Origin of the sequence: Streptomyces sp. enrichment culture (genome assembly GCF_964273145.1) — a bacterium.
Classification (GTDB): Bacteria; Actinomycetota; Actinomycetes; order Streptomycetales; family Streptomycetaceae; genus Streptomyces.
Genome location: NZ_OZ186873.1, coordinates 3,724,801 through 3,739,748, shown reverse-complemented (window position 1 = coordinate 3,739,748; position 14,948 = coordinate 3,724,801). Strand labels below are relative to the sequence as shown.

The window sequence follows — 14,948 nt, the reverse complement described above, 5'->3', positions numbered from 1 at the left end:
TGCGGGGTCCCCGGCGCGTGCGGGGCCTCCCGCCCGGACTCGGGCGCGGGCTCCGAGCCGGTTCTCTCCCGTGGAGTTGCTGGCGGACGCACGACGGTTCCCCCCTGGCGGAATTCGGCTCTGTGCTCGATCAGTACCTGGATCTGCCGTTCGGCCCGGTGCGGTGCGGGGGGTCCGTCGACGGTGCCGGACGGCGCAGTGAGAGGAGCAGGACGGTCAGGACGAGCAGCAGGAGGAGGGGCGGTGCGGCCGGCGCGAGCGCCTGCCGCCACACCCAGCCCCCCACCGCGGCGAGATAGAGAACCCCCCAGCGCCCCGCCCACGGCAGCCGCCCGCCCGCGTGCGCGAGCAGCAGCCACAGCGGTACGAGACACAGCAGCTGGAAGACGAGCGGCGACCAGCGCAGCAGCGGCCCGGGCCCGTCGAGCCCGATCGTGTCCGCGAGGAAACCGGCCGTCTGCGTGTACAACGCCCCACCGACCGGGCGTGGTTCCCGTCCGAGGGCGACGGGCGCGGCGTACAGGGCGAGGACGGCCGAGCCCAGCGCTGCTCCGGGCAGCCGCGGGTCACGCCGGGTGGACAGCGTCACGGACGCCGCGAACACGACTAGAAGCAGGCCCCCGGCGGCCAGCGCCGGCAGGGGCAGCCCGTCCAGCAGGCGCCGCCCGGTGAGCTCCTCCCCGGCGGTGCCGGACGTCCCGCCACCCCGCCACGGAAGATCGAGCAGCGCCGCCCAGAACACCGCGGTGGCGATGCCGAGCACCGCCCACAGGGCCGGCCGCAGACGCCGTTCCCAGGGATCGGCCCCGGACACCGGCCCACCGGGCCGCTCGGCCCCCTCGCGCCGTCCTGGCCCCTCCCGTCGACCGGGCTGCTCCTCACCGCGTGCGCGGTCCTCGCTCCGTACGGCCCCCTCGCGCCCCGCCGGTCCCTCCCGCTCACCGGGTTCCTCCGGCCGGGACTCCGCCCGGCTCCGCCCTCCGGGGCCCTGCCCGGTTCCGGACCCGGCCTCGGATCGGGCTCCGACCTCGGACTCGGGTTCGCCGGACTCCCGGGGCCGCACGATCATCGCGAGGGTGTCCGCCTCCAGCGCCTCCCGCTCGTACCCCGGAACCCCGATGAACAGGGCGACGGTGTCCTCACGCGGCTCTCCGCCGGCCTGCCCTCCGTACGCCGCCCGGCGGGCCCGGGTCGTGCCGTATCCGGCGGTGGCGTTCAGCCGGGCCCAGCGGGTTCCGTAGGCGGGGGTGCCGGGGGCCGCCTTCCGGTCGCCGCGCGGGCGGCCGACGGGGTCGGAGGCACCGGTTCCGCCGGGCCCGCCGGCTCCGCGCAGCGCGGAACGCAGGCCGGGGACGCAGCCGGCGGCGACCACCGTCATGCTCAGCAGCACCGCCCAGCCCGCGCCCGCGATCCCGGCCGGGGTGAACAGCACGGCCGCACTGCCCAGCACGAGGGTGCACATGGTGCCCTGGACGACGGCGAGCATCCCGGTGCGGCCCTGGACCCGCAGCACCCCGATGTACAGCTCGACGACGACGCGCGGCAGCGCCCCGAGGGCGAGCAGCCGCAGCACCGCGGAGCCGTGTTCGGCGTAGTCCGCGTCGAAGGGGGTGAGGATCTGCGGGGCGAACACCACCAGCACCAGCACCACGGGCACCAGCAGCAGCGTCATGCGGCGCAGCGCCCCGCGGACTCCGTCGGCCAGGTGGCGCGGGTCGTGCGAGGCGTGGGCGGTGAGCGACGAGGCCATGTTGATGGCCATGAACTCCATCGTCCCGCCGACGGTGTACGCCACGTAGAAGTAGCCGTTCTCCGCGGCGGTGAAGCGCACGGCGACCATCACCGGCAGCAGGTTGATCATGGCGAGGCTGAACAGCGCGCCCAGCGAGTCCCCGGCCAGGAAGCGGCCCATCTCCGTGAGGCCGGGCGGTTCCAGGTGGCGGTCGGCGGCGGCCTGGCGCGGGATGAGCCGGCGGAAGACGAGCCAGCCGAGCGGCAGGGTGGAGAAGGCGATCGCCACGGCCCAGGAGACGAAGACGCCGAGCACCGGCAGGGTGCCGGCGAAGACGGCCAGCAGGACCAGTTTCCCGACCGAGAAGACCGCGTTGCCGGCCGGCACCCACTCGGCCTTGCGCAGCCCGGTCAGCACCCCGTCCTGGAGGGTGAGCAGCGCCCACGCCACGCACGCCGCGACGAAGACCGCGCCCGCGGCGGGCGTGCCCAGCGGTGCGTACGACGCGCCCCACAGGTCGAGCGTGAGCAGGAACACCAGGGCGGCCAGGGCGACGACGACCGAACTGGCCGCGTACGTACGCCACACCAGGGACGCGGTGGCCCGGCCGGCGCGCGGCACGAAGCGGACGACCGCGCCGATCATCGTCGTCGCCGTGATGCTGGCGAGCAGCCGCATCGCGGCGATGGCGGCCGACCCCTGGCCGACGGCCTCCTCCGCGTAGTAGCGCGCGGCCACCAGCCAGAACCCCAGCCCGAGCACCGCGGACACGCCGGTGCTGAGCATGAGGAAGTAGGCGTTCTTGAACAGCGAGTCGGCGGCGGGCCCGCCACCAGGCGCCTTCGGGCCGCCGCCGGCGGGAACCGCGGCGGCCTCGTGCACCTGCGTCTCAGCCACGGGACGGACCCCGCCCCTCCGGCAGCTCGGCGGGCCGTGCTCCGGCTTCCCCCAGCACCTCGACGACCGCCCGGGCACGCAGCGGATCGACGGGCAGCGCGTGCCGCGCGAACCAGCGCGCCCCCTCCGGATCGGGGGACAGGTCGGTGAACTCCTCACCCGCGTAGTCGTCCAGGGGCGGGTCGTAGAGGTAGCCGACGACCACGCCCCGCCGCGCCAGCGCCGCGATCGCCGCGTCCCGGTCGGCCACCAGCAACGGCACCCGGAACAACGGCTGCGCGCGGTCCGGCGGCCGCACCCGCCGCCCCGCTGCCCCCCGTGCGGCAGGCGGCGCCCAGCGCGTCGACAGCAGCAGCTCCGTGCCCGCCCGGCAGGCCGCGAGCACCTCGTCCAGCCGGTCCAGCCTGCGGCCGATGCGGGCCAGCCGCAGCCGGCCGGAGCGCAACCGGTAGTCGTGCAGGTCCACCCGGACCCAGGGGTCGTGCGCCCCGAGGTCCGGCGCCGCGGCGACCGCACGGGCCAGTTCCCGCGGGCGCAGCGGCATCCGGATCCCCTCGCGCTCCGTCAGCCCCAGCAGCCGCATCGTCGCCCGGGCGGCGCGCCGCAACCGCAGCGCCCGCACGGCGGCCTCCGCGTAGGGCCGTACGGCGTAGGCGGCTTCGGCCGTCACCCGCTGCGGCAGGAGCAGGTCCTCGCAGGACTTGGCCAGCGCTTCCCGCAGCCCGGGGTCGGCGACGGCCAGCACGCCCCCGGCCTGGGCGCCGACGTGCTTGGAGAGGCTGAAGACGGAGGCGTCGCCCCAGGCTCCGACGGGGCGCCCGCCGATCTCGCTGCCGATGGCGTGTGCCGCGTCCTCGAGCAGCGGGATGCCCAACGCGTCGCACCTCTTCCGCAGTTCGGGCGCCGGGTCCGGGTTCCCGTACAGGTTCGTCGTGAGCACGGCGGACAGCGAACCCCACACCTCGTCGGGCACGGCGTCGACGTCGATGGACGCGTCCACCGGGTTCACCGGCGCCTGCACCGGCCGCAGTCCTGCCGCGAGCACGACGAAGAAGATGACGTCGTCGTTGACCGGCGACATCAGCACCCTGCCGCCCGGCGGGCACCAGTGGCGCAGCGCCACGTACAGCCCGTACCGGCACGACGGCACGTACACGCACTCCCGGCCGAGTCGCCGGCGCATGGTCTCTTCCAGCCGTTCCGGCTGTGACCCCGGCCGCGCCGAACCCGGACCGGCCCCCTCCCGCATGGCCATCCGCCCCCCTGTGTGCCGTCGGAACGCCCCCTCCCCGAGGCCTTCCGGCACCCGCCCAGAGTCACCCCGTTCGCACCGCTCCGTCAAGATTGCGTATCGCTCCGTGGACAACTTCCCGCACTCGAACGGAAGCGGAGTGCCACCTGCCGGGCCCCGACGCGCCCTCGTGCCCCTGCCCAAGACCCCGGTGCCGCCCGTAACGTGTGGCCCGGCCACGGACCACGGACGACAGACCACGGATCACGGATCTACGGACAACGGGACGCATGGCGCACCCCGCGCCCCGCGCCCCCGAACACGCGTCGAGCACGTCGAGCACGAAAGCGAGGCAGCACCCCATGCCCCCCTTCGATGTCCCCGAGGGCGACCCCTTCGGTCCGCACAACCTCCCCTACGGCGTGTTCTCGCTCCCCGGCGGCCAGGAACGGACGGTGGGCGTCCGCCTCGGCGACCACGTCCTCGACGCCGGCGCGGCGGCGCGGGCGCTCGGCTCGCCGTACGCCTCCCTGCTCGCCCGGCCGACCCTCAACCCGCTGCTCGCCGCGGGCCGCACCGCGTGGTCGGACGTCCGGCGCGCGCTGACGGCGTGGGTGACGGTCCCCTCCCACCGGGAGACCGTCGAGCCCCTGCTCCACCCGCTCTCGTCGGTGACCCTGCACCTGCCCTTCGAGGTCGCGGACTACGTCGACTTCTACGCCTCCGAGAACCACGCCCGGAACGTCGGCCGCATCTTCCGCCCCGACGCGCCGGACCCCCTCACCCCGAACTGGAAGCACCTCCCGATCGGTTATCACGGCCGCTCCGGCACGGTCGTCGTGTCGGGCACGGACATCGTGCGGCCGTCGGGCCAGCGCAAGGCACCCACCGACCCCGCCCCCGTCTTCGGGCCGTCCGTCCGCCTGGACATCGAGGCCGAGGTCGGTTTCGTGGTCGGTGTGCCGTCGAAGCCGGGCCGGCCGGTGCCGCTCGGCGGCTTCCGCGAGCACGTCTTCGGCCTGTGCCTGCTGAACGACTGGTCCGCGCGCGACATCCAGGCCTGGGAGTACGTGCCCCTCGGCCCGTTCCTCGGCAAGTCCTTCGCCACGTCGGTGTCGGCGTGGATCACGCCGCTGGACGCCCTGGAGGAGGCCCGGGTGGCTCCGCCGGAGCGGACGCACCGGCTGCTGCCCTACCTCGACGACACCGGTGAGGAACCCGGCGGTTACGACCTGCGCCTCTCCGTCGCCGTCAACGGCCACGTCGTGTCCGAGCCGCCCTTCTCCACCATGTACTGGACGGCCGCCCAGCAGCTCGCCCACATGACCGTCAACGGCGCGAGTCTGCGCACCGGCGACCTCTACGGCTCGGGCACGGTGAGCGGTCCGGCCGAGCGGGAGCGCGGTTCGCTGCTGGAACTGACCTGGAACGGCCGCGACCCGCTGGAACTCCCCGACGGCAAGCGCGCGTTCCTGGAGGACGGTGACGTGGTGACCCTGTCGGCGTGGGCGCCGGGACCGGCCGGGACCCGGGTGGGCCTCGGAGAGGTGACCGGACGGGTGGTCGCCGGGTGACGCCGGGCCTGCGACCGCCGTCACGGATTCGGTGACCGCCGAGGCCTGACTCCCGCCGCCCGCCCCGTCATACTGGCGGCGGGCGGTGTGCGCGGCGGCACGCCGGACGCGGTCGTCACGGTCGCGGTGTCCGCCACGTCCCTCCGTCCCGAGCACGTCCCAGAGCCGAAGCCGCCCTTCCGACCAGGATCCGGAGCCCGTGGCATGACCGTCTGCCTGCTCCTGCTGAGCGTCGTCGCCCTGACCGCCGCCGTACCGGTCCCGCGTGCGCTGACGCGGGCCAGGTGGCCCGAGCGGGAACCCGTGGTCGCGCTGTGGGTGTGGCAGTGCCTGGTCGCGACCGTCCTGCTGTGCTGCCTGACGGCACTGGCGCTGGCCGCCGCGGCCGTCTTCGGCACCGTCCGCGCCCAGTTGTTCGCCCCGGCGCCGCCCGCGGTGACCGCGGCGTACGACCTCTCCTCGGACTCGCCGTGGACCGCGGTCCTCACGGTGCTGCTGGCCTGCGGCGCGGCCTGGACGACCGCGATGCTCGCCCGCCAGCTCGTCGAGGCCCGCCGGCGCCACGCCCAGGCCCGCGCCCACCTGCGCGAGCGCGCCCCCGACCTGCCCGGTGACCTCCCCCGCGCACGCGGCCCCCTCCTGGTGCTGGAGGACGAGTACCCGGACGCCTGGTGGATGCCCGGCACCCCTCCCCAACTGATCGTCACCACCGGCGCCCTGCACCGCCTCACCGATCACCAGCTCGACGCCGTCCTCGCCCACGAGCGCGGTCACGCCCGCGCCCGCCACGACTGGCTGCTGCACCTGTCCACCGCACTGGCCACCGGCTTCCCCCGCATCCCGCTCTTCGCCCACTTCTGCGACCAGACCCACCGCCTGGTCGAACTCGCCGCCGACGACACCGCCTCCCGCCGCTGCGGCCACCTGACCACGGCCCTGGCCCTGATCGAGCTGAACCAGCACCGGGGCGTGCTGTCCTGCGCCTCCAGCCACCGCCTCCTCGGCGAACGGGTGGACCGCCTCCTGGAGCCCCCGCCCCGCCTCGGCCGCCACCACCGGGCCCTGACGACGACGGCGGCGGCGCTGGTCCCCCTGCTGCCCGTGCTGATCACCTTCGCGCCGGGGCTGACGGCGCTGGCGTAACCGCGGCACGCCGGCCGGGATCCGGCCCGTGCCGGCCGCACGGGGACCGGTTCACCTCACCGATCCGCCGGCTCGGACTCGGGCTCGGACTCGGGCCAGGCGTCCGGTGCCGGCCCGGCGTCCTCCTCCGGCGCGGACGCCGGGGCCGGTCCACCCAGCGAGGCCAGAACCTCCAGCACCCCTTCCCCGTACGTCACCAGCTTCTTCTCCCCCACCCCGCTGATCCCGCCGAGCTCCGCCACCGACGTGGGCCAGGCCGTGACGATCTCCCGGAGCGTGGCGTCGTGGAAGATGACGTAGGCCGGGACGCCCTGTTCTCGGGCCCGCTCGGCGCGCCAGGACCGCAGCGCCTCGAACGCGGGGAGCAGTTCCTGCGGCAACTCGGCCGCCGCGGCCCGCGGCCCCCGCTCGCCGCGTCCGGAACCGGACGCCGCCGCCCGCGAGGCCGCCGGCTTCTTCGGCTCCTTGCGCAGCGGCACCTCCCGCTCCCGCCGCAGCACCGCCCCACTGGCGTCGGTCAGCACCAGCGTGCCGTACTCCCCCTCGACCGCGAGCAGCCCCTGCGCCAGCAACTGCCGCACGACACCCCGCCATTCACCCTCGGTCAGCTCCGTACCGATACCGAAGACGGACAGCTGGTCGTGGTCGAACTGGATCACCTTGCCGGTGCGCTTGCCCAGCAGGATGTCGATGATCTGCCCGGCGCCGAACTTCTGCCCGCGCTCCCGCTTCAGCCGCACCACCGTCGACAGCAGCTTCTGCGCCGCGATCGTGCCGTCCCAGGTCTCCGGCGGGGTGAGGCACGTGTCGCAGTTGCCGCAGCCCGCCGGGTCGGCCTCCTGGCCGAAGTAGGCGAGCAGTTGGCCGCGGCGGCACCGGACCGTCTCGCACAGCGCGAGCATCGCGTCCAGGTGCTGGGCGGCCCGCCGCCGGAACGCCTCGTCGCCCTCACCGGACTGGATCAGCTTGCGCTGCTGTATGACGTCGTTGAGCCCGTACGCCATCCAGGCCGTCGACGGCAGTCCGTCGCGTCCGGCGCGGCCCGTCTCCTGGTAGTAGCCTTCGACCGACTTGGGCAGGTCGAGGTGGGCGACGAAGCGCACGTCCGGCTTGTCGATGCCCATGCCGAAGGCGATCGTCGCCACGACCACCAGGCCGTCCTCCCGCAGGAACCGGGACTGGTGCGCGGCGCGGGTGCCCGCGTCCAGGCCGGCGTGGTACGGCACCGCCTCGATGCCGTTGCGGGTCAGGAACTCGGCCGTCTTCTCCACGGAGTTCCGCGAGAGGCAGTACACGATGCCCGCGTCGCCGGGGTGCTCCTCCCGCAGGAAGCCCAGCAGTTGCTTCTTCGGGTCCGTCTTGGGCACGATCCGGTACTGGATGTTGGGCCGGTCGAAGCTGGCCACGAAGTGCCGGGCCGCCGGCATGTTCAGCCGCTCGGTGATCTCCCGGTGCGTGGCGTGCGTCGCCGTCGCCGTGAGGGCGATCCGGGGGACGTCCGGCCAGCGCTCGCCGAGCAGGGACAGCGCCAGGTAGTCGGGCCGGAAGTCGTGGCCCCACTGGGACACGCAGTGTGCCTCGTCGATCGCGAAGACCGAGATCTTGCCGCGTGAGAGCAGGTCGAGGGTGCTGTCCAGGCGCAGCCGCTCCGGGGCCAGGTACAGCAGGTCCAGCTCACCGGCGAGGAACTCGGCCTCCACCACCCGCCGCTCGTCGAAGTCCTGCGTGGAGTTCATGAACCCCGCGTTGACACCGAGCGCCCGCAGCGCGTCCACCTGGTCCTGCATCAGCGCGATGAGCGGGGACACCACGACGCCCGTGCCTGGCCTGACCAGGGCCGGAACCTGGTAGCACAGGGACTTCCCGGCGCCGGTGGGCATGAGCACGACAGCGTCACCGCCCGCGATCACGTGTTCGACGACGGCTTCCTGCTCGCCCCGGAACGCCTCGTACCCGAAGACCCGGTGCAGTGTGGCCAGCGCCTCGCCCGCCGTCGTCCCCGTCATCTCGCCGATCACGCCCGTCCCGCTCATCGTCCCGTCCCCCGTATGTCCTGCCTCGTCCACTGCGTCCACTGCGTCCACGATAGGTGCCCGCACCGACAGCCCCGGAGTTATCCACAGGGCGCGCCCTGCGGATCCGCCGCGCCCGCCCTCAGCCCAATGGGCGGCTCGCCTGGCACACCGCCACGCGCCGGGCCATGCTGCTGACGCGGGACGGGGGAGGCCCGCCATTCCCTGTACCGGCGCCCCTCGGCGCCCCGACGGGCGCCTACCGGCGCCCTTCCTCCCGCAAGGAGCGACACGAGAACATGTCCCCCCTCAAGGCCGCCTGCGCCCTCGCCCTGACCACCGCCCTCTCACTGATCACCGCCCCCGCCCACGCCGACGGCCACGGCGACAAGGGCGGACGGAACCAGCTCGACAAGACCCGCGCCGCGACGGACCAGTACCGGGAGGTGTCGCACGCCAGGAAGGCCGGCTACCTTCCGCTCGGCCCGTGCACCGAGCTCTCCGGCGAGGGCGGCATGGGGTACCACTACGTCAAGCAGCAGCTCATCAACTCCACCGACCCGGCCCGGCCCGCCGCGATGGTCTATCACAAGGACGAGAAGGACAAGAAGGACGAGAAAGGCGAGAAGGGCGAGAAGGACGAGAAGGACAAGAAGGGCGGCAAGGGCCAGAAGCACGAGAAGAGCGAGAAGGGTGAGAAGGGCCGGAAGGACCAGCAGGACGAGCACGGCCAGAAGCACGAAAAGAGCCAGAAGCACGAGAAGGACAAGAAAGACGACAAGGACGGCAAGGAAGACAAGGACGGCAAGGACGGCAAGGGTGAGAAGGACGAGCACGGAAAGCTCCGCCTGGGAGCCGTGGAGTGGATCGTCCGCGACGCCGACCAGAACGTGAAGACCGACTGGGACCGTCCGGTCATGTTCGGCGACGTGAAGTTCGACGGGCCGCAGAAGCTCCCCGGCCTCGGCGTCGTCTACACGCTGCACGCGTGGACCCACAAGGACAACCCCCGCGGGGTCTTCCACCCCTGGAACCCGAAGGTGACGTGCTCGTGACCGTCCCGCGCGGCTGAGCCCGGACGCCCGGCGGGACCCGGCCTCCCCCCGAGGAGGCCGGGTCCCGCCGGCACGTACCGCCCGGTGGAGCGTCAGCGCACGAACACGCCCGCCTGCCCCGCCAGATCCAGGAAGTACTGCGGTGCCACCCCCAGTACCAGCGTCACCGCGACCCCGACTCCGATCGCCGTCATCGTCAGCGGCGACGGCACGGCCACCGTCGGCCCCTCCGGGCGCGGCTCGCTGAAGAACATCAGCACGATGACGCGGATGTAGAAGAACGCCGCGATCGCCGACGCGATCACACCGACCACGACCAGCGGCGCCGCGCCGCCCTCCGCCGCCGCCTTGAACACGGCGAACTTCCCCGCGAAACCGGAGGTCAGCGGAATACCCGCGAAGGCCAGCAGGAACACCGCGAACACGGCGGCCACCAGCGGCGAGCGGCGGCCCAGCCCGGCCCACTTCGACAGGTGCGTCGCCTCGCCCCCGGCGTCCCGCACCAGCGTCACCACCGCGAAGGCGCCGATCGTCACGAACGAGTACGCCGCCAGGTAGAAGAGGACCGACGAGACGCCGTCCGGCGTGGTCGCGATGACGCCCGCGAGGATGAAGCCGGCGTGTGCGATCGACGAGTACGCCAGCAGCCGCTTGATGTCGGTCTGCGTGATCGCGACGATCGCGCCGCCCAGCATGGTGACGATCGCCACGCCCCACATGACCGGCCGCCAGTCCCAGCGCAGGCCGGGCAGGACGACGTACAGGATCCGCAGCAGTGCGCCGAAGGCCGCGACCTTGGTCGCCGCCGCCATGAAGCCGGTCACCGGCGTCGGCGCGCCCTGGTAGACGTCAGGCGTCCACATGTGGAACGGCACCGCGCCCACCTTGAACAGCAGGCCCGTCACGAGCAGCCCGGCGCCGGCGAGGAGCAGCGTGTCGTTGCCCATGGTGCCGGCGAGCGCCGGGGTGATGTCGGGGACCGTGCCGTCGACGACCTGGGCGATGCGCGCGTACGACATCGAGCCCGCGTAGCCGTACAGCAGCGCGATGCCGAACAGGGTGAACGCGGAGGCGAACGCGCCGAGCAGGAAGTACTTCACCGCGGCCTCCTGCGACATCAGGCGCTTGCGGCGGGCCAGCGCGCACAGCAGGTACAGCGGGAGGGAGAGGACCTCCAGGGCCACGAACAGGGTCAGCAGGTCGTTGGCGGCCGGGAAGACCAGCATGCCGGCGACCGCGAACAGCAGCAGCGGGAAGACCTCGGTGGTGGTGAAACCGGCCCTCACGGCCGCCTTCTCGCTGTCGCTGCCCGGCACGGAGGCGGCCTGCGCGGCGAAGGAGTCGACCCGGTTGCCGTGCGCCGCCGGGTCGAGCCGCCGCTCGGCGAAGGTGAACAGGCCGACCAGCGCGGCCAGCAGGATGGTGCCCTGCAGGAACAGGGCCGGTCCGTCGACGGCGATCGCGCCCATCGCCGCGATCCGCGCCTTGGTCGTGCCGTACCCGTCGGCCGCGAGCGCGACCACCGCGGCGAACGCGGCGGCCAGCGCGACGACGGACACGAACATCTGGGTGACGTAGCGGGACCTGCGCGGTACGAGCGCCTCGACGAGCACTCCGACGATCGCCGCGCCGACGACGATCAGGGTGGGCGCCATCTGCCCGTACTCGAACTTCGGCGCGTCGATCCTCGAGACCGGTTCGGCCGCCGCGGCCGCCGTTGTCCACAGGCTGTGGACGGCTGATGCGCTCACTTGGCCGCCTCCACCTCGGGCTGGGGGTCCTTCTTCTGGACGTCGGACATGGTCTGCCTCACCGCCGGATCGACGATGTCCGTGACGGGCTTCGGGTAGACGCCCAGGAAGATCAGCAGGGCGACCAGCGGCACGACGACCGCCAGCTCACGCACCCGCAGATCGGGCATGGTGGCCACCTCCGGCTTCACCGGGCCCGTCATCGTCCGCTGGTACAGGACGAGGGTGTAGAGCGCGGCGAGGACGATGCCGAAGGTGGCGATGATGCCGATGGCCGGGTAGCGCGTGAACGTGCCGACCAGGACGAGGAACTCGCTGACGAAGGGCGCCAGTCCCGGCAGCGACAGGGTGGCCAGGCCGCCGATCAGGAAGGTGCCGGCGAGCACCGGGGCGACCTTCTGGACCCCCCCGTAGTCGGCGATGAGCCGCGAGCCGCGCCGCGAGATCAGGAAGCCCGCCACCAGCATCAGCGCGGCGGTGGAGATGCCGTGGTTGACCATGTAGAGCGTCGCCCCGGACTGGCCCTGGCTGGTCATCGCGAAGATGCCCATGATGATGAAGCCGAAGTGCGAGATCGACGCGTACGCCACCAGCCGCTTGATGTCGCGCTGGCCGACCGCGAGCAGCGCCCCGTAGATGATGCTGATCAGCGCCAGGACGAGGACGACCGGCGTCGCCCACTTGCTCGCCTCCGGGAAGAGCTGGAGGCAGAAGCGGAGCATCGCGAAGGTGCCCACCTTGTCGACGACCGCCGTGATGAGCACGGCGACCGGGGCGGTGGCCTCCCCCATCGCGTTGGGCAGCCAGGTGTGCAGCGGCCACAGCGGCGCCTTCACCGCGAAGGCGAGGAAGAAACCGAGGAACAGCCAGCGTTCGGTGCCGGTCGCCATGGTCAGCTCGCCGGCGGCCCGCGCCTCGGCGATCTCGGTGAGGGAGAAGGTCCCGGCGGCCACGTACAGGCCGATCACCGCGGCCAGCATGATCAGGCCGCCGGCCAGGTTGTAGAGGAGGAACTTCACCGCCGCGTACGACCGCTGCGTCGCCGCCGTCTTCTCGCCGTGCTCGTGGGCCCGGTCCCCGAAGCCGCCGATGAGGAAGTACATCGGGATCAGCATGGCTTCGAAGAAGATGTAGAAGAGGAAGACGTCGGTGGCCGCGAAGGAGATGATCACCATCGCCTCGACGGCCAGGATCAGGGCGAAGAAGCCCTGCGTGGGCCGCCAGCGCCTGCTTCCGGTCTCCAGCGGGTCGGCGTCGTGCCAGCCCGCGAGGACGATGAACGGGATGAGCACGGCGGTCAGCGCGATCAGCGCCACCGCGATGCCGTCCACGCCGAGCTCGTAGCGCACCCCGAACTCCGCGATCCAGGAGTGGGACTCGGTGAGCTGGTAGCGGTCGCCGTCCGGATCGAAGCGCACCAGCACTGCGATCGCCAGGCCGAGCGTGGCCAGCGAGAACAGCAGCGCCAGCCACTTGGCCGCGGTGCGCTTCGCGGCCGGCACGGCGGCCGTGGCGATCGCCCCGACGGCGGGGAGCACCGCCGTCGCTGTCAGCAGGGGAAAGGACATCGGTATCAGACCGCCCTCATCAGCAGGGTCGCGGCGACGAGGACCGCCGCACCGCCGAACATCGAGACCGCATACGAGCGCGCGAAGCCGTTCTGCAGCCTGCGCATCCGCCCGGACAGGCCGCCGACCGAGGCCGCCGTGCCGTTGACGACGCCGTCGACCAGGGTGTGGTCGACGTAGACCAGGGAGCGCGTGAGGTGCTCGCCGCCGCGGACCAGGACGACGTGGTTGAAGTCGTCCTGGAGCAGGTCCCGCCGGGCGGCCCGGGTGAGCAGCGACCCGCGCGGGGCGACGGCCGGGACCGGGCGGCGGCCGTACTGCGCCCAGGCGAGCGCGACGCCGACGGCCATCACGGCGACCGTGCACAGCGTGACCGTCAGGGCGCTGATCGGCGCGTGCCCGTGGTCGTGGCCGGTGATGGGCTCCAGCCAGTGCAGGAAGCGGTCGCCGATGCTGAAGAAGGCGCCGCCGGCCACCGATCCCACCGCCAGCACGATCATCGGGATCGTCATGGTCCTCGGGGACTCGTGCGGGTGCGGCGCGCTGTACTCGCCGCGCGTCGCGGCGGCGGGCTCCACGTCCGGCTCGGCCGGGGAGGGCGTCGGGGCGTGGCGCCAGCGCTCCTCGCCGAAGAAGGTCATCAGCATCACGCGCGTCATGTAGTACGCCGTGACGGCCGCGCCCAGCAGGGCCACGCCGCCGAGGATCCAGCCCTCGGTGCCGCCCTTGGCGAACGCCGCCTCGATGATCTTGTCCTTGGAGAAGAAGCCGGACAGGCCGGGGAAGCCGATGATGGCGAGGTAGCCCAGGCCGAAGGTGACGAAGGTGACCGGCATGTACTTCCTGAGGCCGCCGTAGCGGCGCATGTCGACCTCGTCGTTCATGCCGTGCATGACCGAGCCGGCGCCGAGGAACAGCCCGGCCTTGAAGAAGCCGTGCGTCACCAGGTGCATGATCGCGAAGACGTAGCCGACGGGGCCGAGGCCCGCGGCGAGCACCATGTAGCCGATCTGCGACATGGTCGACCCGGCGAGCGCCTTCTTGATGTCGTCCTTCGCGCACCCGACGATCGCACCGAACAGCAGCGTGACCGCGCCGACGACGGTGACGACGAGCTGCGCGTCGGGGGCGCCGTCGAAGATCGCGCCGGAGCGGACGATCAGGTACACGCCCGCCGTCACCATGGTCGCGGCGTGGATGAGGGCCGAGACCGGGGTCGGGCCCTCCATCGCGTCCCCGAGCCAGGACTGCAGCGGCACCTGGGCGGACTTGCCGCAGGCGGCGAGCAGCAGCATCAGGCCGATCGCGGTCAGCTTGCCCTCGCCGGCCGCCCCGGCGAGCCCGGGGTCCTCGTGGGTGCCGAGCACCGGCCCGAAGGCGAAGGTGCCGAACCACAGGAACATCAGCATGATCGCGATGGACAGGCCCATGTCGCCGACGCGGTTGACCAGGAACGCCTTCTTCGCGGCCGTCGCGGCACTCGGCTTGTGCTGCCAGAAGCCGATCAGCAGGTAGGAGGCGAGGCCGACGCCCTCCCAGCCGACGTACAGCAGCAGGTAGTTGTCGGCGAGGACGAGGATCAGCATCGCCGCGAGGAACAGGTTCAGGTAGCCGAAGAAGCGGCGGCGCCGCTCGTCGTGCTCCATGTACCCGATCGAGTACAGGTGGATCAGGGAGCCGACGCCGGTGATCAGCAGCACGAACGTCATCGACAGCTGGTCGAGCCGGAAGGCGACGTCGGCCTGGAACCCCTCGACGGGGATCCAGCTGAACAGGTGCTGCGTCAGGGTGCGGTGGGCGGCGTCCGTGCCGAGCATGTCGGTGAACAGCACCAGGCCGAGCGCGAAGGACACGACAGCCAGCAGCGTGCCGATCCAGTGGCCGACGGCGTCCAGCCGGCGTCCGCCGCACAGCAGGACCGCCGCTCCGAGCAGGGGCGCCGCCACCAGCAGCGCCATCAGGTTCTCTGCGTTAGTCACGGTTCA

General features: G+C 72.7%; 9 protein-coding genes. 3 read left to right on the top strand and 6 right to left on the bottom strand.

Annotated features, from left to right (window positions below; all coding sequences use genetic code 11):
* Window positions 1-130: 130 nt before the first annotated feature.
* Entirely contained in the window at window positions 131-2,629 is a 2,499-nt protein-coding gene (locus tag ACSU6Z_RS16925) for a lipopolysaccharide biosynthesis protein (protein WP_437046608.1), read from the bottom strand.
* Complete coding sequence (locus ACSU6Z_RS16920) at window positions 2,622-3,884, bottom strand: DegT/DnrJ/EryC1/StrS family aminotransferase (protein WP_437046606.1); 1,263 nt, start codon at window positions 3,882-3,884, stop codon at window positions 2,622-2,624. The genes ACSU6Z_RS16925 and ACSU6Z_RS16920 overlap by 8 nt, the downstream gene beginning before the upstream one ends.
* A gap of 338 nt (window positions 3,885-4,222) precedes the next feature.
* Here ACSU6Z_RS16920 and fahA point away from each other — a divergent pair, with 338 nt between their 5' ends.
* Window positions 4,223-5,434 (top strand): fumarylacetoacetase, encoded by a 1,212-nt coding sequence (gene fahA / locus ACSU6Z_RS16915; protein ID WP_437046604.1) that lies wholly within the window; start codon window positions 4,223-4,225, stop codon window positions 5,432-5,434.
* A gap of 204 nt (window positions 5,435-5,638) precedes the next feature.
* Window positions 5,639-6,577, top strand: a complete 939-nt coding sequence (locus ACSU6Z_RS16910) for a M56 family metallopeptidase (RefSeq protein WP_437046602.1) — start codon at window positions 5,639-5,641, stop codon at window positions 6,575-6,577.
* Window positions 6,578-6,633: 56 nt separating this feature from the next.
* Here the strand turns inward: ACSU6Z_RS16910 and recQ are convergent, their stop codons facing one another.
* Window positions 6,634-8,610: a DNA helicase RecQ gene (recQ, locus tag ACSU6Z_RS16905; protein ID WP_437046601.1), complete on the bottom strand. Its 1,977-nt coding sequence runs from the start codon at window positions 8,608-8,610 to the stop codon at window positions 6,634-6,636.
* A gap of 278 nt (window positions 8,611-8,888) precedes the next feature.
* Between recQ and ACSU6Z_RS16900 the strand changes: the two genes are divergently transcribed.
* A complete protein-coding gene (locus tag ACSU6Z_RS16900) occupies window positions 8,889-9,644 on the top strand; it encodes a hypothetical protein (protein ID WP_437046599.1) in 756 nt (251 codons plus the stop codon).
* Window positions 9,645-9,736: 92 nt separating this feature from the next.
* Here the strand turns inward: ACSU6Z_RS16900 and nuoN are convergent, their stop codons facing one another.
* From nuoN to nuoL, 3 genes are read right to left on the bottom strand one after another with little or no spacing between them, the layout of a single operon-like run.
* Complete coding sequence (gene nuoN, locus ACSU6Z_RS16895; RefSeq protein ID WP_437046597.1) at window positions 9,737-11,395, bottom strand: NADH-quinone oxidoreductase subunit NuoN; 1,659 nt, start codon at window positions 11,393-11,395, stop codon at window positions 9,737-9,739.
* The gene (locus ACSU6Z_RS16890; RefSeq protein ID WP_437046596.1) at window positions 11,392-12,963 is read right to left on the bottom strand and encodes an NADH-quinone oxidoreductase subunit M; all 1,572 of its coding nucleotides are present in this window, start codon (window positions 12,961-12,963) and stop codon (window positions 11,392-11,394) included. The genes nuoN and ACSU6Z_RS16890 overlap by 4 nt, the downstream gene beginning before the upstream one ends.
* 5 nt (window positions 12,964-12,968) lie before the next feature.
* Complete coding sequence (gene nuoL, locus ACSU6Z_RS16885) at window positions 12,969-14,921, bottom strand: NADH-quinone oxidoreductase subunit L (RefSeq protein ID WP_437050351.1); 1,953 nt, start codon at window positions 14,919-14,921, stop codon at window positions 12,969-12,971.
* Window positions 14,922-14,948: the final 27 nt, after the last annotated feature.

Coding starts and splice junctions, on each gene's coding strand:
- ACSU6Z_RS16920 (WP_437046606.1), bottom strand. CDS start 3,884: ATGGCCATGCGGGAGGGGGCCGGTCCGGGTTCGGCGCGGCCGGGGTCA.
- recQ (WP_437046601.1), bottom strand. CDS start 8,610: ATGAGCGGGACGGGCGTGATCGGCGAGATGACGGGGACGACGGCGGGC.
- fahA (WP_437046604.1), top strand. CDS start 4,223: ATGCCCCCCTTCGATGTCCCCGAGGGCGACCCCTTCGGTCCGCACAAC.
- ACSU6Z_RS16890 (WP_437046596.1), bottom strand. CDS start 12,963: ATGTCCTTTCCCCTGCTGACAGCGACGGCGGTGCTCCCCGCCGTCGGG.
- nuoL (WP_437050351.1), bottom strand. CDS start 14,921: ATGGCGCTGCTGGTGGCGGCGCCCCTGCTCGGAGCGGCGGTCCTGCTG.
- ACSU6Z_RS16910 (WP_437046602.1), top strand. CDS start 5,639: ATGACCGTCTGCCTGCTCCTGCTGAGCGTCGTCGCCCTGACCGCCGCC.
- ACSU6Z_RS16900 (WP_437046599.1), top strand. CDS start 8,889: ATGTCCCCCCTCAAGGCCGCCTGCGCCCTCGCCCTGACCACCGCCCTC.